The 17329-nt window shown below is 36.5% G+C and carries 21 protein-coding genes; 12 read left to right on the forward strand and 9 right to left on the reverse strand.

Annotated features, from left to right (window positions below; all coding sequences use genetic code 11):
* Positions 1 to 9: 9 nt before the first annotated feature.
* Positions 10 to 1194, reverse strand: coding sequence for an acetyl-CoA C-acetyltransferase (locus tag ABH966_RS00290; RefSeq protein WP_370075061.1), 1185 nt, complete (start codon positions 1192 to 1194; stop codon positions 10 to 12).
* Between the two features lie 256 nt (positions 1195 to 1450).
* Here ABH966_RS00290 and ABH966_RS00295 point away from each other — a divergent pair, with 256 nt between their 5' ends.
* Positions 1451 to 2422 (forward strand): alpha/beta hydrolase, encoded by a 972-nt coding sequence (locus ABH966_RS00295; protein WP_370075062.1) that lies wholly within the window; start codon positions 1451 to 1453, stop codon positions 2420 to 2422.
* A gap of 601 nt (positions 2423 to 3023) precedes the next feature.
* On the opposite strand, the gene ABH966_RS00300 is transcribed toward ABH966_RS00295, so the two are convergent.
* From ABH966_RS00300 to sirA, 3 genes are all read right to left on the reverse strand, one after another.
* Complete coding sequence (locus tag ABH966_RS00300) at positions 3024 to 3494, reverse strand: S-ribosylhomocysteine lyase (protein ID WP_370075063.1); 471 nt, start codon at positions 3492 to 3494, stop codon at positions 3024 to 3026.
* 216 nt (positions 3495 to 3710) lie between these two features.
* Positions 3711 to 3929: a YneF family protein gene (locus tag ABH966_RS00305; protein WP_049668607.1), complete on the reverse strand. Its 219-nt coding sequence runs from the start codon at positions 3927 to 3929 to the stop codon at positions 3711 to 3713.
* A gap of 102 nt (positions 3930 to 4031) precedes the next feature.
* The gene (gene sirA / locus ABH966_RS00310; RefSeq protein WP_053483154.1) at positions 4032 to 4457 is read right to left on the reverse strand and encodes a sporulation inhibitor of replication protein SirA; all 426 of its coding nucleotides are present in this window, start codon (positions 4455 to 4457) and stop codon (positions 4032 to 4034) included.
* A 285-nt stretch (positions 4458 to 4742) separates the two neighbouring features.
* On the opposite strand from sirA, the gene ABH966_RS00315 reads away from it, so the two are divergent.
* The 6 genes from ABH966_RS00315 to ABH966_RS00340 all read left to right on the forward strand — a co-directional run bounded on the left by ABH966_RS00315 (position 4743) and on the right by ABH966_RS00340 (position 9404).
* Positions 4743 to 5096, forward strand: coding sequence for a lmo0954 family membrane protein (locus ABH966_RS00315; protein ID WP_370075064.1), 354 nt, complete (start codon positions 4743 to 4745; stop codon positions 5094 to 5096).
* A gap of 15 nt (positions 5097 to 5111) precedes the next feature.
* Positions 5112 to 5747, forward strand: coding sequence for a PspA/IM30 family protein (locus ABH966_RS00320; RefSeq protein ID WP_370075065.1), 636 nt, complete (start codon positions 5112 to 5114; stop codon positions 5745 to 5747).
* Between the two features lie 142 nt (positions 5748 to 5889).
* Entirely contained in the window at positions 5890 to 7014 is a 1125-nt protein-coding gene (locus ABH966_RS00325) for an alpha/beta fold hydrolase (RefSeq protein ID WP_370075066.1), read from the forward strand.
* Between the two features lie 65 nt (positions 7015 to 7079).
* Positions 7080 to 7763: a cell wall-active antibiotics response protein LiaF gene (gene liaF, locus ABH966_RS00330; RefSeq protein ID WP_370075067.1), complete on the forward strand. Its 684-nt coding sequence runs from the start codon at positions 7080 to 7082 to the stop codon at positions 7761 to 7763.
* Entirely contained in the window at positions 7760 to 8797 is a 1038-nt protein-coding gene (locus ABH966_RS00335) for a sensor histidine kinase (protein ID WP_370075068.1), read from the forward strand. Before liaF ends, ABH966_RS00335 begins: the two co-directional genes overlap by 4 nt.
* Positions 8772 to 9404, forward strand: coding sequence for a response regulator transcription factor (locus ABH966_RS00340; RefSeq protein ID WP_370075069.1), 633 nt, complete (start codon positions 8772 to 8774; stop codon positions 9402 to 9404). Before ABH966_RS00335 ends, ABH966_RS00340 begins: the two co-directional genes overlap by 26 nt.
* 172 nt (positions 9405 to 9576) lie before the next feature.
* On the opposite strand, the gene ABH966_RS00345 is transcribed toward ABH966_RS00340, so the two are convergent.
* Positions 9577 to 10236, reverse strand: a complete 660-nt coding sequence (locus ABH966_RS00345; protein WP_370075070.1) for an HAD family hydrolase — start codon at positions 10234 to 10236, stop codon at positions 9577 to 9579.
* A gap of 26 nt (positions 10237 to 10262) precedes the next feature.
* Positions 10263 to 11249 carry a serine hydrolase domain-containing protein gene (locus tag ABH966_RS00350; protein ID WP_370075071.1) on the reverse strand — a complete coding sequence of 329 codons (987 nt, stop codon included), beginning with the start codon at positions 11247 to 11249 and terminating at the stop codon, positions 10263 to 10265.
* A 130-nt stretch (positions 11250 to 11379) separates the two neighbouring features.
* Here ABH966_RS00350 and ABH966_RS00355 point away from each other — a divergent pair, with 130 nt between their 5' ends.
* Entirely contained in the window at positions 11380 to 11727 is a 348-nt protein-coding gene (locus tag ABH966_RS00355) for a hypothetical protein (RefSeq protein WP_370075072.1), read from the forward strand.
* Positions 11728 to 11755: 28 nt separating this feature from the next.
* Here ABH966_RS00355 and tkt read toward each other — a convergent pair whose 3' ends face one another.
* The 3 genes from tkt to ABH966_RS00370 form a co-directional block, all read right to left on the reverse strand.
* Complete coding sequence (gene tkt / locus ABH966_RS00360; protein WP_370075073.1) at positions 11756 to 13750, reverse strand: transketolase; 1995 nt, start codon at positions 13748 to 13750, stop codon at positions 11756 to 11758.
* A 126-nt stretch (positions 13751 to 13876) separates the two neighbouring features.
* Positions 13877 to 14110: a DUF896 domain-containing protein gene (locus ABH966_RS00365; protein WP_132363207.1), complete on the reverse strand. Its 234-nt coding sequence runs from the start codon at positions 14108 to 14110 to the stop codon at positions 13877 to 13879.
* 255 nt (positions 14111 to 14365) lie between these two features.
* Complete coding sequence (locus ABH966_RS00370) at positions 14366 to 14983, reverse strand: CPBP family intramembrane glutamic endopeptidase (protein WP_370075074.1); 618 nt, start codon at positions 14981 to 14983, stop codon at positions 14366 to 14368.
* A gap of 180 nt (positions 14984 to 15163) precedes the next feature.
* On the opposite strand from ABH966_RS00370, the gene ABH966_RS00375 reads away from it, so the two are divergent.
* The 4 genes from ABH966_RS00375 (at position 15164) to ABH966_RS00390 (ending at position 17193) form a co-directional block, all read left to right on the forward strand.
* A complete protein-coding gene (locus ABH966_RS00375) occupies positions 15164 to 15595 on the forward strand; it encodes a LytTR family DNA-binding domain-containing protein (RefSeq protein ID WP_370075075.1) in 432 nt (143 codons plus the stop codon).
* A 5-nt stretch (positions 15596 to 15600) separates the two neighbouring features.
* Positions 15601 to 16026, forward strand: a complete 426-nt coding sequence (locus tag ABH966_RS00380; RefSeq protein WP_370075076.1) for a DUF3021 domain-containing protein — start codon at positions 15601 to 15603, stop codon at positions 16024 to 16026.
* A 44-nt stretch (positions 16027 to 16070) separates the two neighbouring features.
* Positions 16071 to 16583 (forward strand): GNAT family N-acetyltransferase, encoded by a 513-nt coding sequence (locus ABH966_RS00385; protein ID WP_370075077.1) that lies wholly within the window; start codon positions 16071 to 16073, stop codon positions 16581 to 16583.
* 70 nt (positions 16584 to 16653) lie between these two features.
* Positions 16654 to 17193 (forward strand): DJ-1/PfpI family protein, encoded by a 540-nt coding sequence (locus ABH966_RS00390; RefSeq protein ID WP_370075078.1) that lies wholly within the window; start codon positions 16654 to 16656, stop codon positions 17191 to 17193.
* The last annotated feature ends 136 nt before the right edge of the window (positions 17194 to 17329 follow it).

Below are 17329 nucleotides of genomic sequence, written 5' to 3' on the forward strand. Positions count from 1 at the left end.
TTATTCACTTCAAGGGCGCTTGACTACAGTTGCTACACCTTGTCCACCACCGATACATAGTGTTGCGAGACCTGTCTTTGCATCACGCTTTTCCATCTCATGTAAAAGTGTTACTAAAATACGTGCTCCACTTGCACCAATCGGGTGGCCAAGGGCAATTGCGCCCCCGTTCACATTTAGTTTATCATGATTAAAGCCTAGTTCGCGATCTACAGCGATTGATTGAGCTGCAAAAGCTTCATTTGCTTCAATTAAATCTATATTATCTAACGTTACATCAGCTTTTGCCAATGCTTTCTTTACGGCCGTTACAGGGCCAGTTCCCATTATAGCTGGGTCAACACCCGCGCTTGCATTCGCTGTAATTAGTGCGAGAGGTCGAATGCCTAACTCGTCCGCTTTTTCTTTCGACATGACAACGACAGCCGCTGCACCATCGTTAATGCCTGATGCATTTGCTGCTGTTACAGAGCCATCCTTTTTAAAGGCAGGTCGTAGTTTTGATAGCGACTCAGCTGTAACGCCTTGACGTGGGAATTCATCTTTATCAAAAATAATAGGATCGCCCTTACGTTGAGGAATTTCCACCGCAACGATTTCCTCGTTAAACTTCCCTGCTGCCATTGCCGCTTCTGCACGCTGTTGTGAACGTGCTGCAAAAGCATCTTGTTCCTCTCGGGAAATCTCATAGGCATCACATAAATTTTCAGCTGTAACGCCCATATGATAGTCATTGAATGCACACCATAATCCGTCATGAATCATCGTATCGACTACTTTTTGATCTCCCATGCGGAAGCCTTCTCGTGCATTTCTTAATACATACGGTGCTTGGCTCATATTTTCAAAGCCACCTGCAACGACAATATCCACATCACCTGCTAAAATGGCTTGTGTCGCTAAGTGAACCGATTTTAGTCCTGATCCACAAACTTTATTAATCGTTAATGCAGATACTTCATGTGGCAAGCCTGCTGCAATCGCTGCTTGACGAGCTGGATTTTGTCCAAGTCCAGCTGATAAAACATTCCCCATAATAACCTCGTCAACTTGTTCACCTGCTACACCAGCACGTGCTAATGCTTCTTTAATAACAATACTCCCTAATTTTGTCGCTGGTACGTCCTTTAATGTTCCTTGGAATGAACCAATAGCTGTACGTACAGCACTTACTATTACTACTTCTTTCGTCATAAACATTCTCCCCTTTTCCCCGTTCAAAAATGAACACTGCATGCATATGCTACTAGCAGATATATCTATTTTAACAAATATTTTGACGATTTTCGATAATAGAAATAATCGCAGTTTTGCTAAAGATAATGTAAAATGTTGACGTGTTTTAAACAATCTCAGTTGGGAACATTACAATTAAGAAAAGTGCATACATACAAAAGATGTCGCTTGTATGCCAAGACAACAAAAGAAACAGGACGTGGAGGTGCTAATAATGAAAAAGAAAATGCTTTTATTTTCAGGTATAACAACGACGATTGCCGCAGCAGCAACTGGTCTATTCGGCTTCGCGCTCTCCAATAAATTAATGTACATTAAGCAAAAGGATCCTGAATTTGTTCGTGAACGTGAAACCACTGCTAAACGTTTTGATGAAGCTTGGTACAATAAAAATTTAAAATGTGAATTAAATATTGACTCGCCAAATGGCTATACGATTCGCGGCATTATGTTTCAGCCATTGGAAACAAATAATACCATCATTATTTGCCATGGCGTAACAGAAAATAAAATCAACTCCGTCAAATATGCTCGACTTTTTGAACGACTTGGCTACAATTCCGTTATTTTTGACCATCGTAGACATGGGGAGACAGGTGGAAAAACGACTAGCTACGGCTATTATGAAAAAAATGACCTTGACGCAGTAGTCAAAACGATAAAGGCAATGATTGGAGAAGACGCCATTCTTGGTATTCACGGTGAATCGATGGGTGCCGCAACAATGCTACTATATGCAGGAACTGTAGAGGATGGTGCAGATTTCTATATTTCTGATTGCGCGTTTTCTGATTTTTCAATGCTGCTGAAACAAATTGCGAAGACGGAATTTAAATACGGCTCGATTATTCCAATTCGTTTTGCAGATTTTTTTGTCCGCTTACGAGACGGTTATTCGTTTAAAAGCGTGACACCTTCTGAGGCTGTGACAAATATCGAAAAGCCTGTGCTTTTTATCCATAGTATACCTGACACATTTATCCCAGCTTCCATGTCACTGGATTTATACAATAAAAAAAGTGGTCCTAAGAAACTGAAGCTTTTTGATAAAGGTGCTCATGCACAGTCCTTTAATGAAAATATGGCTGAATATGAGGATTTAATCCATGACTTTTTAGAAAACTTCATCTATCAAAAAATTAATCGTGATTCTTCTTCATCTAATGTCATTCCATTTCATTTTTAGGACAAATGAAAACAATGTGTCAACATTAAATAAAATGTAGCTCTTCTGCAAAACGAGGGGTTGATTTCCGTTCCGACTGGGCGCTTTGCCGCTGACGCTTTGCTTTCGCTACAGAAAACATTTGTTGCTTTCGCACAGAGCAAAGTTTCCTGGGGGCGTCCGATGAGTCGCTTAAGCCAACACGATGTTGGTCACGAAGGCGTTATCACAGGACGTGATGGTTTTAGCCTTCGTTCCCCTAGCGCTATTTCCCAAGGAGTCGCCCAGTCTCCACTCCAATCAACCAATTCACATAGCATGTACCTTCTGACATGTCAGCGGCATCATAAAAGACGGAAAGCGAGTAGCCTAGGATTGAATTCACCCTCATTTTAAGCTCCATAACATTCATAAAAATTTCCTTGACCATTTTATTTTTCAATGAAATGAAAGTGGCATATTAAATAAAGTATGGCTCTTCCTCAAAATGTATCTGTGGAAAAGCAAAGTGGCACGACTCTCACAGATAACATAAAAAACCTTGCAATACTGAACTACACTTCCAATTGTTAGATGGTGTTAACAATTGGGTGCAGCTCGATACGCAAGGTTTTTAAATTTTTTATTCTGCAAAAACGATATGCCATTCATCACGTTTTGCTAAAAATTCTTTAGCTAACGCTTGTGCACCTTCTAGACTATGGCTAGCTGCCCAGCCGCATTGTACTTCATTGCACGCAGGGACTGCAGTGGCCTTTGTTACATCCATAAATGTTTTTTCTAAAATATTTAATAAGTCTTCATAATCATTGTGATTTATTAGCGATACATAGAAGCCAGTTTGGCAACCCATTGGACTGAAATCAACAATATGATCAGAGTAATTGCGAATAATGTCTGCCGATAAATGCTCTAGGGAATGTAATGCAGGCATTTCCATATGCTCTTTATTTGGCTGTTTAAAACGAATATCATATTTGTACACTTCATCGCCTTTTTTTCCTGTTTTAACACCTGCTAAACGTACATATGGCGCTTTTACTTTCGTATGATCTAAATCAAAACTTTCAACATTTGTTTTTTCTTTCTGCAATACAAACAACTCCTTTATATAGAATATTTTTATTATAACGAGTTTTCCGATAGATTTATATGCTTTTTATAAATTATTCAAATAATTTATAAAATTCAATTTTACATTGGCGTAATTGTTGTTGCTGTCGCTTCGCTTTCGCACAGTAAACAATTGCTATAAGAAGTAAAAAAACAACCAGCCCGGCTTGGACTAGTTGTTCTTTAAAAATTCCAATTATTTTTGGAATTTATTCATTTGTGACATCATTTGACGTACTTGCTTTTCAGACGGAGTACGACCCATTTGCGCCATCATCATACGAATCATTTGTTCGTTAATTGGTGGGTTTTCTTTTAAATATTTCATCATAGCTTGACGAGCTAAAAAGAAACCAAGTGCTGCGCCCGCTGCTAATGCGATAATTACGATAATAATCCAGCCCCATGTAGGCATACAACCAACCTCCTCCACTACAATATATACCGAGAAAAAAACTCTCCACGCTCCATTATACACCAAATATTAGCGTGTTACTATATATTGTAGTGAAAATTCCTAATGCATTGTATACTTCATTGGCTTTAGCCACCCACACTCATTATCTTGTTTATTAAATGCAATAAAGCGCTCGCTCATCTTCGCAAGCATTTGGAATAGATCCAAATCAAGCATTCGTGAACCCTCACAATAAACACAAATTTTGCGTTCCACTAAATAAATAGCCATTTTTCCTTTTATAGGATGTTCTAAAAATAAAGCATTACGAGCTCTCTCTAAATGTGCATACTTAGAATCTAGTTGCGCCTCAAGCATCGTAGCAATCTCATCGAAGCGTACGGTTTCACATATATATGCAAGCTCTTTTAAGGATTTCTCGTTAGCGTCTTCACAGCCCTGCATCATTTCTAATAACTTACGCTCTCTGCCGAAAATAAACGTTAAATGCTCTTCTTTTATTTTATATATGGAATAGGTTCTCACTAGAAATCCTCCTTCGCTCATTTCTTTTTCATAAGTATAGCTCATCCAAACTTTTTAATTTGTCAAACGAAGGAGGCATTCATCTTCTATTTTTGTCGAAAACTTTCTACTTTCCGTTCTATCAAATGCTTTATGGCTAATTAAGTTTTTTACAATTTTAAGCTTCTTCTATAGTACTTAGAATATTCTCAGCCTCAAGACCTAGAGTAAAATCAATTTCCAGTCCGTTTTAGCAAAGCTTTCTAATAGGTAATATAAAGGTATCAACGAAAGGAGCTAAAACATATGAGAAAATTTTTTCTACTAATCGGAGGCTTTATCGCAGGATGTGTTGCACTCGCTTTAACTGGACCACTTGCAGGTCTACTATTTTCTGGATTGTTTGTAGCACTCGGTATGCACTTCTACACTTCAAGTAAATCGACATTCGGTAAAATCTTATGGTTTACAGTGGGTCTGATTGGTGTGCTATCAGCAATATCTAATATCCCTGCAATGGTTGGTTTAGCAGCAATCGCTGTCATCTATGTTATCTATAAAAAATGGAATGGCGAAGATGTAAAAATCCCAACAATTGAAGCTAAAAAAGAAGATCCATTTACAAACTTTGAAAAAGAGTGGTCTAACTTAACAAAATAAAAGGAGCGAATTTACATGAACTTATTTCAACGTTTTAAATATACAATAGAGGCAGATTTACATCAGTTATTTGATAAGAAGGAACAAAAAAATCCAATTGCGATGTTAAACCAATACATTCGTGAAGCAGAAAAACAAACAGAGCAAACTGGAAAATTATTAGAGCGTCAAGGTCAGTTAAAAGAAAAACTAGAGCAAGAATTTAAGCAAAATGCAGAATTACTAGCTAAACGTGAGTCTCAACTAACATTAGCTACTACTAGCGGCGAACAAGATTTAATCGATTTTGCTTCTGATGAAGTTGCTGCTTACACAGCACGTAACAATACATTACAAGCTAGTATCGAAGCTAGTACACGTGAATACTTCGAGCTTGAACGCAAATTTGAAACGATGAAGCACAAAATTAAAGACATGAAAGTGCGTCAATTACAGCTTATGGGCAAAGAAAACGTCACACGCGCTCACCATCAAATGGACGGAATGATTGCTAAAAACAACAAAACCAACTTTGAAGATTTAGAATCGTATATCGATAAGCTTGCTTACCAAATCGACAAAGATCATGAAGTAACATCTTTCGAGTCTCGTCTTGCGCAGCTAGAAAAAAATGTCGCAGAAGACGCACCACTGCTAATTGAAAATAAATAACAATAACTGCTAATTGAAAAAAATAACATGTTATAATAAAAGAAATAAGGGATGCCTCAATTATTGAAGCATCCCATTTCTTTGAAGAAAAACCTTTGCACTTATTGAAGGTGACCAAAAAGAGATAAAGGAAATTGTAATAATGAAAATAATAGTAAACAGAAAGTGGTTTAGTCCTATGATTAAAATATGTCTTTTTGCAATTTTTATTCTTATATTACTTATATTCATGTTATTAGGTTATCGCTTCATTGTACAACAACAAATTAAACAAAAAAGTGCTGAAATCATCGAAAATGGTGGTATTAGCGAGTTAAAGGAAATCAATGTAAATGGAGATAAACAATATATATTGGTAGAAGGAAAAGATAAGGAGAAACCATTTTGTTTATTCTTACATGGTGGGCCAGGATCACCATTCCCCTATGGCGTGAGTGCGCGAACATTGTATCCTGAAATAACCGAAAATTGCGTTGCCGTTTATTATGATCAAAGAGGTTCCGGAAAAAGTTTTAACAAGAAAATAACGAATGATACACTGACCCTTTCTCAATTTACAGAAGATGCTAATATAATAGTGGATTATATTAGAGAACACTATCAGCAGGAAAAAATATTTGTCATTGGTCAGTCCTTCGGTACAGTCATTGGAACTCAATTAGTATCTAATTATCCTGAGAAGTTCCATGCCTACTTAGGAATTTCTCAATTAACCAGTACTATTAAAGGCCAAGAACTTGGATACAATTGGTTACAGAGTGAAGCCAGAGCTAATAGAGATAAAAAAACACTCCGAATTTTAGAAGATATAGGAAAAGGTCCTTATTTAGCAAAAGATGAGGATCAATTTAGCGATCTTATCAATCAATATAAAGGCATGAATTATTTTGATGATACGATCAAGAAAGTAAATATCTTTGAATTGGTAAAAGGGGCTTTTACTTCCCCTGATTACTCTTTACAGGATCTGTATAAAGCATTTATTTCAGGACCACAATTTAGCCTTATAAAAAGCCAAGAGCTAAAAAAAGAAATCATTCTTACTAATTTTTTTGATTCTGTAAAAAGTATAGATATACCTGTTTATTTTATACAAGGTAAATATGATAAACAGACGAACTATGAATTAGCAAAGCAATATTATGAGTTAATAGATGCACCAAATGGTAAGGAGTTTATCACTTTAGAGCACTCTGCTCATTATCCAAATACATTGGATTCAACGTTGATGAATGACACAATCAAAAAAATGCTTGAAGATAATTAAAAATACTTTTATTTTAGGAGAAGTTCGTCTTCTCTCATCAATTTGTAGAAAGAAGGTTGACCCTCTTGCAAAATTTCACAACTAATAAGCTCACATTTGGGGTACTATGCTTCTTTTTACTCGTTTTTGTGGAGCTCACAATTTTTAATAACGGTGGCGCCTTTTGTCTATTGATTGGAGTAGGACTTCTTTATTTAAGCTTCTCGAAAAAAAATCGTTTCTTTAAATGGACAGGAATTTTCTTTATCTCCATTGCACTCTTTACGATGTGGAGTTTACGCTTATTTATCGTCATCATTCTCTTATATATGCTCTATCAATACTTGCAAAGAGAAAATAAAGCCAAAGTTGTTGGTTTGGAGCTTTTCGAAAAGCTTCCCACTACGAAAAACGAATTATTCGGTACATTGCCTTCGCCAGTGGAAGCCTATAAATGGCAAGATGTCCAAATACAGCGACTTGCAGGCGATATTACGATTGACACAACACAAACAATTTTACCTGCCGGCACAAGCATCATTACGATTCGACAGGGCATTGGTAAGGTACAAATTTATATCCCCTATGAAATTCCATTCCGCTTACACTATACGACATTGTTTGGTGAAATAAAATGCCTACATGTTGGACCACAACGCTTACTGAATGAGAGTGTAAGTTTTTCAGATGGGAACCCTGAGGATGCAAAACGTACACTTGTCATACACGTTGCAACATGGCTCGGGGACTTGGAGGTGCTACGTAAATGATTGCCTTTATCTCAAGAATATTTACTTTACTTTTTATGTTGATGAGTGCTACATTCGGTCTCCTTGTCGCTGTTTGGGGCGAGCCAAACGAGAAAACATGGGAGCCATTATGGCAACAGAATTATAATAATATTCCACTCGGTGGTTTTATTGTCGTCACCCTTTTTGCAATTAGTTTACTGGTTGCAAGCTGGATTAGTATGACTGCCCGTGCAAGAGAAGCTCAGGCAACCCGCATCGTGAAACAGCTAGTTGAACCTGATTTTGTATTACCAAAAAAACAGCCTTTACCAAAGCCTTTGAAAAAAGCTTTAGTTCAAACAAGCGAGCTAATTGATACTCAACGAAAAAGCCTACAGCGCTTATCCAATGAACGTGCAGAAGCTAACGATAAAATTATTCAAGAGCGCATTATTGCTGAACGTCAACGCCTTGCTCGTGAGCTCCATGATTCTGTATCACAGCAATTATTTGCCGCTTCGATGTTACTGTCCGCATTAACCGAAACCGATGAAAATGCTACAAGCTTAAAGCAGGTTGAAAAAGTTGTGCAACAGGCACAGCTTGAAATGCGCGCACTATTATTACATTTACGTCCAGTAGCTCTGCACAATAAAACGCTAGCACAAGGTCTTGAGGAGCTCATTATTGAGCTACAACAAAAAGTATTCTTTCATATTGAATATGAGCTTGAGGAAATGGCATTATCCAAAGCGGAGGAGGATCATTTATTCCGTATTGCACAGGAGGCGTTATCGAATACGCTACGCCATGCCAAAGCGAGCGAAGTTGAATTACTGCTCGTTGCCCGCGATGATTTAGCCATTTTACGTATCCAGGACAATGGCCTCGGCTTTGATGTCGAAGCCGATAAATCTACTTCTTACGGACTTCAAAACATTGCTGAACGTGCTGTAGAGATTGGCTGTACGTACAAAATTGTATCAGTGCCTGGAGAAGGTACAATTGTAGAGGTTAAAGTTCCTCTACAAAAGGAGGTTGAAGTGAATGATTCAAGTGTTAATAGTGGATGACCACGAAATGGTGCGGATTGGTGTTTCTGCCTATCTATCAGCACAACCAGATATCACTGTTGTAGGTGAAGCTGAAAATGGTAAAGAGGCAGTGGAACGTGCTCTTGAGCTGCGTCCTGACATTATTTTAATGGACAATGTAATGCCAGTCATGACAGGAGCTGAAGCGACAGCTGAAATTTTAGCAGCATGGCCAGAAGCAAAAATTATGATGGTAACAAGTTTTTTAGATGATGATAAAGTTTACCCTGCATTAGAGGCTGGTGCAGTCAGCTATATTTTAAAAACATCAAATGCGAAGCAAATCGCTGATGCCATTCGTAAAACAATGGGCGGTGAAACTGTTTTAGAGCCAGAAGTAACATCAAAAATGATGCATCGCATGCGCCACGGCAATAGTACACCACTGTATGAGCAACTTACCGAACGTGAAATGGAAGTATTATTGCTAATGGCTAAAGGCAAAGCAAATCAGGAAATTGCCGACGATTTATACATTGCATTAAAAACCGTAAAAACACATGTCAGCAATATTTTAGCGAAGCTCGATGTTCAAGATCGCACACAAGCCGTTGTCTACGCTTTTCAAAACGGACTTGCGAAGTAGTTTTTCTTGAGTCGTTTGGTTTATCAGCGATATTGTTGGGTTTATCAGCGATTTTTGCACTTTTATCAGCGATTCTACCTGGGCTATCAGCGATTTTCGCGCTTTTATCAGCGATTCTATCTGTTTTCCAAAAAAATACGAAACTGCATTTTTCCAATGCAGTTTCATTTTTTTAACCTAATCTATTAAAAAGTTCTTGTAGCTCGTTTACACTGTTCACTATGTATGTTGCTTGTGCATCCGTTAATTCTTCGAGTGAGCCATAACCATAAGTAACACCGATAGAATCAATTTGATTTTCATGTGCCCCAACAATATCGTATTTACGATCTCCAATCATAATTAATTGATCAATATTAACCTCGTTATAATGTTCACGTGCAAATGCGATAACTTCTCCTTTAGCTGATCGTGTACCATCTAAATTACTACCAGCGACAAAGTCAAAAAAACGTTCAAGGTTGAAATATTGTATAATTCGTTCTGCAAATACAGTTGGCTTAGATGTGGCTATTGCTAATTGATAACCCTCCTTTTGTAAATATTCTAATAAAGATGATATATTTTGATACAATTTATTCTCATATATGCCGGTTTGGATAAAACGTTCACGGTAATAAGCAATCGCTTGCTGTATTTGAACATCATCCATTCCATATATTTCTCTAAATGATACTTGCAGCGGTGGCCCAATGAACGTTTCAAGATGATCTAGGTCTTCTTCAACTATACCGATTTTTTCCAAAGCATATTGAACAGATTTCGTTATCCCTATTTTAGGATCAGATATTGTACCGTCTAAATCAAATAACACTACGCTATACTTTTTCATTACTAGCTCCTTTTTTTATTATCCCTTTATTGAATTGATTGATATACGCTAGAACCAAAATCATGAATATCCTTGATGTAATCAAACCCTTCAGGTGAACCAAAGCTATTAAATCCACGAACTGCCACAATATTTTCTTTAGGAATTACCAATAGAGCAACACTTGTGAAACCAAGTAGTTGAAAGCTTCCTTGTGGTAATATTGGGCTTAACTCTGTAATCCCTTCTCTCTGTTGTGGCTGAACAAACCAGAAAAAACCATTAGTTGGCAAGTTCTTTGGTTTAGTATTCGGGGATTGAATTGTCGTTAATAACTGTATAATTTCTTCAGGTATAATTTGTTTTCCGTGTAATCTCCCTTTATCAAGATGCACTTGTCCCCACTTAGCTAGCTCTCTTAAGGTGCTATACATATTCATTTTGCTGCCATCACATACGTCGCTTTCATACCAAAATGGACTATCATTATGTATTACTTCTATTTGCTGTTCGTTTTTTTCACTGAACCAATTTGTTTCAGTAATAGACAATGGCTGAAATACTTGCTCATCCACAATTTCTGCAATAGTTTTTCCAGTTGCTTTAAAAATGACTTTAGCAAGTAGTTCTACATTGATATCTCGGTATGCCCAGTTATATCCTGCTTTGAATTCCTCCATTACTTTTTCATTTTGCCTACGCAAACCGTGAGTATGGGTGAGTAGATGTCTAATTGATACATCAGCAAATATTTTTTCATTCTCTAAATAATCACTTAGTTTATCATCTATTGAAGCAATATAGTTATGATAAAGAGCATATGCTACAGCAAATCCTACATATGTTTTACGAACAGAAGCAAGATGAAAAAGAGTATGTGGTCCTACACTTTTGGCGTCTTTTTGTTGTCCTTGCACAACAAAATATTCTTCTAGTACGGTTTGACCATGCTTATTAATAATAACTCCGCCACCTGTACAATCTAATTGCGAGAAAGTTTTCTTTACTTGTGTAAGTATAGCTTGTGAATTCATTTAAATACCTCTCAACATTTCTAGTTCGATGCCTACATTTATTATTGTATACCAAATGGAAATTAATACTAGATGAGTTTCAAGAAACCTTTTATTACCAAAAACGTTATTAATTTTAAGGAGGGGTTGTGTGGATACTCAATTTACTTATAAGCATTTCGTAAATGAAAATACGTTTTCACTTCTTGATCCGATTTTTGAAGCTACCCTACTTTTTGCTGTTTTACTACTTATTATTGTGATTGTAAAAAAAGTATCTATTTGGTTTTGTATACTTTTTGCAAGCCTCTCAGTAATTGTCACAGGTCAGCTTCTTTGGTTTAGTGGCATTATAGCTGATGAGCTAAACCTTGGAGGAGGTACCAAGGGCTTTTACTGTTTTGTCATTATGCTGCTAATTCATTGTGCAGCTATTTGGATTTCTTTAGTGAAGTCCTCTAAACATGAAAAAATACCGCAGTACTCAGAGGAGATTTAACCTACTGAGTATTGCGGTATTTTATAAATTATAGAGCTTTTACCTTCGCTACAACATTTTCTACTGTGAATCCGTATTTTTCCATTACTAATTCACCTGGTGCAGAAGCGCCGAACTTGTCAATTGCAAGAACGTCCCCTTCAAAACCAGTGTATTTATGCCAGCCGAATGATGAGCCCATTTCGATTGCAAGACGTTTTGTTACAGCTTTTGGAAGAACAGATTCTTTGTAGGCTGCGTCTTGTTTTTCGAAGCGATCCATAGATGGCATTGAAACAACTGCCACATCTACACCATCAGCTTTTAATGCTTTTTGTGCTTCAACTGCAAGTGAAACCTCAGAGCCTGTTGCAATTAAAATGGCATCTGCCACTTCTTTTGTAGCAGGAGACACTGTATAAGCACCTTTAGTAACACCGTCACGTACTGTATCAATAGATGCGTCAAGAACAGGTAAGTTTTGACGAGATAATACTAAAACAGTTGGTGTTTTTTCAGATGCTACTGCTAGTTCCCATGCAACTGCTGATTCATTTGCATCAGCTGGGCGAACAACAGATAAATTTGGCATTGCACGTAAAGATGAAAGGTGTTCGATTGGTTCATGTGTCGGGCCATCTTCCCCTACAGCAATTGAGTCATGTGTAAATACATAAGTAACAGGAAGACCCATTAGTGCAGAAAGACGTACAGCTGGACGAACATAATCAGAGAATACGAAGAATGTACCACCGAATACGTTAACACCACCGTGAAGTGCCATACCATTCATAGCAGCACCCATTGCAAACTCACGTACACCGAACCAAATATTACGGCCAGCATAATCGTCAGCAGAGAAATCTCCAGCGTCTTTCATCGTTGTTTTATTTGAGCCAGCAAGGTCAGCTGAACCACCGAAGAATGATGGAGTTTTCTTCGCAATGGCATTGATTGCATCTCCAGAAGATGAACGAGTTGCTACTGATTTACCTGCTTCATAAACTGGTAATTCTGAAGCGAAATCCTCTGGTAGTTGACCATTCATTGCATTTTCAAATTGTGCTGCTAATTCTGGGAACTCTTGCTTATATGCTTCAAACTTAGCATTCCAAGCCTCTTCGGGTTGTGCCCCTTGTACTTCAGCAGCTGCTGCGAATGTATCATATGCTTCAGCAGGAATATGGAATGGCTCGTGTGCCCATTCATAAGCTGCTTTTGTTAAAACGACCTCATCTTGACCAAGTGGTGCACCGTGAGAAGCAGCTTTACCTGATTTGTTTGGTGAACCAAAACCAATAACAGTTTTCACTTCGATAAGTGTTGGCTTGCCAGTTGATTTTTTAGCTTCTTCGATAGCTGCGTTAATTGCTTCAACATCTGTACCATCAGCAACTTTTAAATAGTTCCAGCCGTAAGATTCAAAACGTTTTTGAACATTTTCTGAGAATGATTTTTCTAAATCGCCATCTAAAGAAATATCGTTTGAATCATATAAAACGATTAACTTTTCAAGTTTTAAGTGACCTGCTAAAGAGATAGCTTCAGCTGCTACACCTTCCATTAAATCGCCATCGCCACAAAGTGCAAATGTATAGTGATCAACGATGTCATGTCCTGGTTTATTGTAAGTAGCTGCTAAATGGCGCTCAGCCATTGCCATACCAACTGTCATAGCAATACCCTGACCTAGAGGACCTGTTGTTGCCTCTACCCCAACAGTATGACCATATTCAGGATGTCCTGGAGTTAATGAATCCCATTGACGGAAGTTTTGAATTTCTTCCATTGGTAAGCCGTAGCCACCTAGATGAAGTAGGCTATATAAAAGCATAGAGCCATGACCTGCAGACAGTACAAAACGATCGCGGTTAAACCATTTTGGATTAGCCGGATTATGGCGAAGTTGTTTTGTCCAAAGCGTATAAGCCATTGGCGCTGCCCCCATCGGTAAACCTGGGTGACCTGAGTTTGCTTTTTCAATTGCATCGATTGACAAAGTTCGGATAGCATTAATCGCTAGTTGATCCGCATGTTGAGTCATTATTTTGTGACATCCTTTCTCGTCCTATATATTGTTCTTATACAGTTTAGTCAACATTACTTCAGAAAACAATGGTTTTGTTATACTATTAACGTTTTATTACATACTTTATAGAAATGTGACACATTAATTTAGAAATTTATTTTTTTTCGCTTGTTTAACTTTTTCTGGCGTTACATCATTTCCTTCAGCATCTACCACTTTTACGTTTTCAATTGTATCACGCATAGTTGATCTAAATGTATCTAGATATTCTTTACGAAGCGCTGATCGTTCCTTAGCTTCTGCCTCTGTTAATGTACCACTTTTAGCCTTAGCAGAAAGTTCATTGATTCGGTTAATTTTTTCTTTTGATAACATAGTTACACACCTTTCAATACATATCTTAATGAATATGGTATGCAAAGTATAGCATGTTTTCCCTTGAAATGCAGTTACACCAACCTTTCAAGTATCAGTTTATTCTTTAGTGTAGTATAAAGAGAATTTCTAGAAACATTACTCGAAACTCACTTGGAAGGAAATAAAAACACAGGTTAAGGACAATTAGCAAGCTAGGTAGCCTAACACGCTGTCATGGCTACACGTTTTTATAAAATATAAATACATAATCAATTAGTTACCATCCCATTTTCCAGAAACTGCAGATAACATTAGCCATGGTTCAATAAACATATTAATTAAAATATGAGCTACAATTGGTGCAAAGGTACTTCGTCCAGTTATAATATAAAGCGTTGCGAGAAGACTTCCTAATATTGTGGTACTTATAATAGCAGGTAATGCAAACTTCCAATCCCCTTTCAAAAGTACCCATACACCATGAGCAATTCCAAAAAGCATCCCTGAAATTAGTATTTGTGTCACGTCTGACAATGCAAGAGTTAATAAGTATTCCATAAGTAAATGTCTGAAAACAACTTCTTCTACTATTCCTGTCACAATGGCAGCCCATATTCCAATTACTTTAAGCCAAGAAATAGTCAATAAATGAGCTTTTACAAAAGGTATTGCAATGAGTGTATAAGCAATGTATCCCGTTATGATAAAAAGCGTAAAAATCCAAATAAATATATTCGAAAATACATCTGTCCTAAAGCCAATTCCATTTTCAATAAAACCTTCAGGATTATTATAGAACCAAAGGATTATACTCGCTGTGAGCATAGTTGAAATACTTGCTAATATCCAACCAGTTTTATTTCTTTCACTTGAAGTAGTTAATTCATTCATAATATCCATAGCCCCCTTTTAACTGAACTCAATATATCGAACGAAATGTACCCCAACAATACGTTTGGAGTAACATGTTGTTATGATTGTGTAAGATGCCTTTTTCAAAGAATGACCTGCATTTTCCAAAACGATGTATATGCTATAATTTTTTGAGAGGTGATAAAGCTGAAAATAGAGGTGAAAATAGATTCAGAGTATGAAGAGCCACATGTAACAATTTGTACAGCAAAACTTACTCCTACGATACAAGCTGCTATTTCTTTATTACAACAAGAGCAAGAAGAACAAATTTTAACAGGGATAGCAAATAATAAAACATATATCATTGATCCAAATTCAATAATTGTTATTCGAACGGAAGGAAGAGAATTAGCTTTATATGATGTAGATAATAATCGTCTCATATTGAATAAACCTTTATATGAATTAGAGCGACAATTAGGGAATGATTTTATACGGATTTCTAAATCCGCAATTATAAATCTAACAAAAGTTAAAAATATTGAAGCCTCATTTAATGGAACAATGGAAATTGAGTTAGTTTTAGGCATTAAAGAAGTAATTTCTCGTAATTATCGAAAGCAATTTAAAAACCGTTTGGGGGTTTAATATAGGTGCATTTTTTTAAAAATGTAGCGTTTGGGGTAAGTATGGGCTGTACAGTTTTTGTTTTTATTAATCTTTTTGGTTCTTGGATTTTTGGAGATATTTTTTTAGAAGCTATTACGGCAGACTTTATACAACAATCTCTAGGTTCAATTATTGTGGGGCTTGCTTGTGTATTACCATCATATATTTATCAAGTAGAACGTTTAACGTTTTTACTACAAACAGCTATCCATTTTGCAATTTCTTTAGGTACTTTTATTGTTGTTGCACTATTTTTAAATTGGCTTCCCACATCATCTATAGGAATAACTATGTTAATGCTATTCTTTAGTGTTTTGCTATTTACTCTAATTTGGCTGTTATTTTATCTATATAACAAATCAGAAGTAAAAAAAATGAATAAAAAGATTGATGAGCTGATAAATAAATAGAAAGTAAAACAAATGTGAAATTTCTTGACTTGGGGGAAAATGAAATGTTTATCAAAACAAAAAGACTATTAATAAGAGAATTTGAGGTCCAAGATTGGCAAGCTGTCTATGAATATACTTCGAATCCAAATGTGATGAAGTATATTCCCGAGGGAGTTTTTAATGAGGAAGAAGCTAAAAAGTTCGTTTCAGAAAATAGAGGTGAAAAAGCAAAATACTTCCCTATTATTTTAGTAAGCGAAAATATTGTTATTGGTCATATTGTTTTCCATCAATATTTTGGTGACCATACATATGAAATTGGCTGGGTATTGAATCCGAACTATTACAATAATGGATATGCCTCTGAAGCAGCAAAAGCTGTACTGGATTACGGATTTAAAGAAAAGAAACTTCATAGAATTATTGCAACATGCCAACCAGAAAACATCCCATCCTATCGAGTAATGGAGAAAATCGGCATGAGGCGAGAGGGTTATTTTAAAAAATGCATACCAAACGGAGATGAGTGGTGGGATGAATACTACTATGCTGTCTTAGATGAGGAATGGGCATAAGATCCTTTCAGGTATTAATAAAATCTACCTTACTACTATGTCTATTTCGATTTCTAGAGGAGAGATTTATATGAAAAAGACCGCTGTATTATTGTATCCCCAATTTAGTGAATATGAATTGAGCGTAGTATTATCTATATTAATGCAAGGAGATAAACCCGTTATAACTGTTGGATTAAACAGCGAAAAAATTAAAGGGGAGTCTGGGTTATCTTGTATAGCCGATACACAAATAAGTGAAGTTAATCTTGACGAAATCGATAGCCTGATATTACCTGGGTGTATGGATATAGCTTTACTAATACACGAGCAAAAATTAATTGATTTTATTGGAAATGCAAATGCCAAAGGTGCGATCATTGCAAGCATCTCTAGCAGCCCAACTCTTTTAGCAAAAGCTGGAGTATTAAAGAACAAAAAATATACTGTAGGATTATCACCAGAAGGTATGGATAAGTTAGGTTTCTTTGATCTTAATCATTTCTCTGAAGAACTAGTTGTACAAGACGGCAACATAATAACTGCGAGAGGTAGAGGTTTTATAAAGTTTGGCATTACTGTGGGTAAAGCCCTCCATCTCCCTTTTGATGAAAATTGGTACCTGGAATAACGAAATAGAGCTAATTAATATGAAAACTTAGTTATAGTAATAGATGATATAAATGTTTTTCAACATTATAGAGAATTCATGAGGAAGAGAGGTAGAATTCGCTACTTCTCTTCTTTCATTCCCAAAATGTCCAATA

The sequence above is a fragment of the Lysinibacillus sp. RC46 genome (assembly GCF_041262385.1).
Taxonomy (GTDB): domain Bacteria; phylum Bacillota; class Bacilli; order Bacillales_A; family Planococcaceae; genus Lysinibacillus.

Coding starts and splice junctions, on each gene's coding strand:
- ABH966_RS00290 (WP_370075061.1), bottom strand. CDS start 1,194: ATGACGAAAGAAGTAGTAATAGTAAGTGCTGTACGTACAGCTATTGGT.
- ABH966_RS00295 (WP_370075062.1), top strand. CDS start 1,451: ATGAAAAAGAAAATGCTTTTATTTTCAGGTATAACAACGACGATTGCC.
- ABH966_RS00305 (WP_049668607.1), bottom strand. CDS start 3,929: ATGCCTACATGGGGCTGGATTATTATCGTAATTATCGCATTAGCAGCG.
- ABH966_RS00315 (WP_370075064.1), top strand. CDS start 4,743: ATGAGAAAATTTTTTCTACTAATCGGAGGCTTTATCGCAGGATGTGTT.
- ABH966_RS00320 (WP_370075065.1), top strand. CDS start 5,112: ATGAACTTATTTCAACGTTTTAAATATACAATAGAGGCAGATTTACAT.
- ABH966_RS00325 (WP_370075066.1), top strand. CDS start 5,890: ATGAAAATAATAGTAAACAGAAAGTGGTTTAGTCCTATGATTAAAATA.
- ABH966_RS00335 (WP_370075068.1), top strand. CDS start 7,760: ATGATTGCCTTTATCTCAAGAATATTTACTTTACTTTTTATGTTGATG.
- ABH966_RS00340 (WP_370075069.1), top strand. CDS start 8,772: ATGATTCAAGTGTTAATAGTGGATGACCACGAAATGGTGCGGATTGGT.
- ABH966_RS00345 (WP_370075070.1), bottom strand. CDS start 10,236: ATGAAAAAGTATAGCGTAGTGTTATTTGATTTAGACGGTACAATATCT.
- ABH966_RS00350 (WP_370075071.1), bottom strand. CDS start 11,249: ATGAATTCACAAGCTATACTTACACAAGTAAAGAAAACTTTCTCGCAA.
- tkt (WP_370075073.1), bottom strand. CDS start 13,750: ATGACTCAACATGCGGATCAACTAGCGATTAATGCTATCCGAACTTTG.
- ABH966_RS00365 (WP_132363207.1), bottom strand. CDS start 14,110: ATGTTATCAAAAGAAAAAATTAACCGAATCAATGAACTTTCTGCTAAG.
- ABH966_RS00370 (WP_370075074.1), bottom strand. CDS start 14,983: ATGAATGAATTAACTACTTCAAGTGAAAGAAATAAAACTGGTTGGATA.
- ABH966_RS00385 (WP_370075077.1), top strand. CDS start 16,071: ATGTTTATCAAAACAAAAAGACTATTAATAAGAGAATTTGAGGTCCAA.
- ABH966_RS00390 (WP_370075078.1), top strand. CDS start 16,654: ATGAAAAAGACCGCTGTATTATTGTATCCCCAATTTAGTGAATATGAA.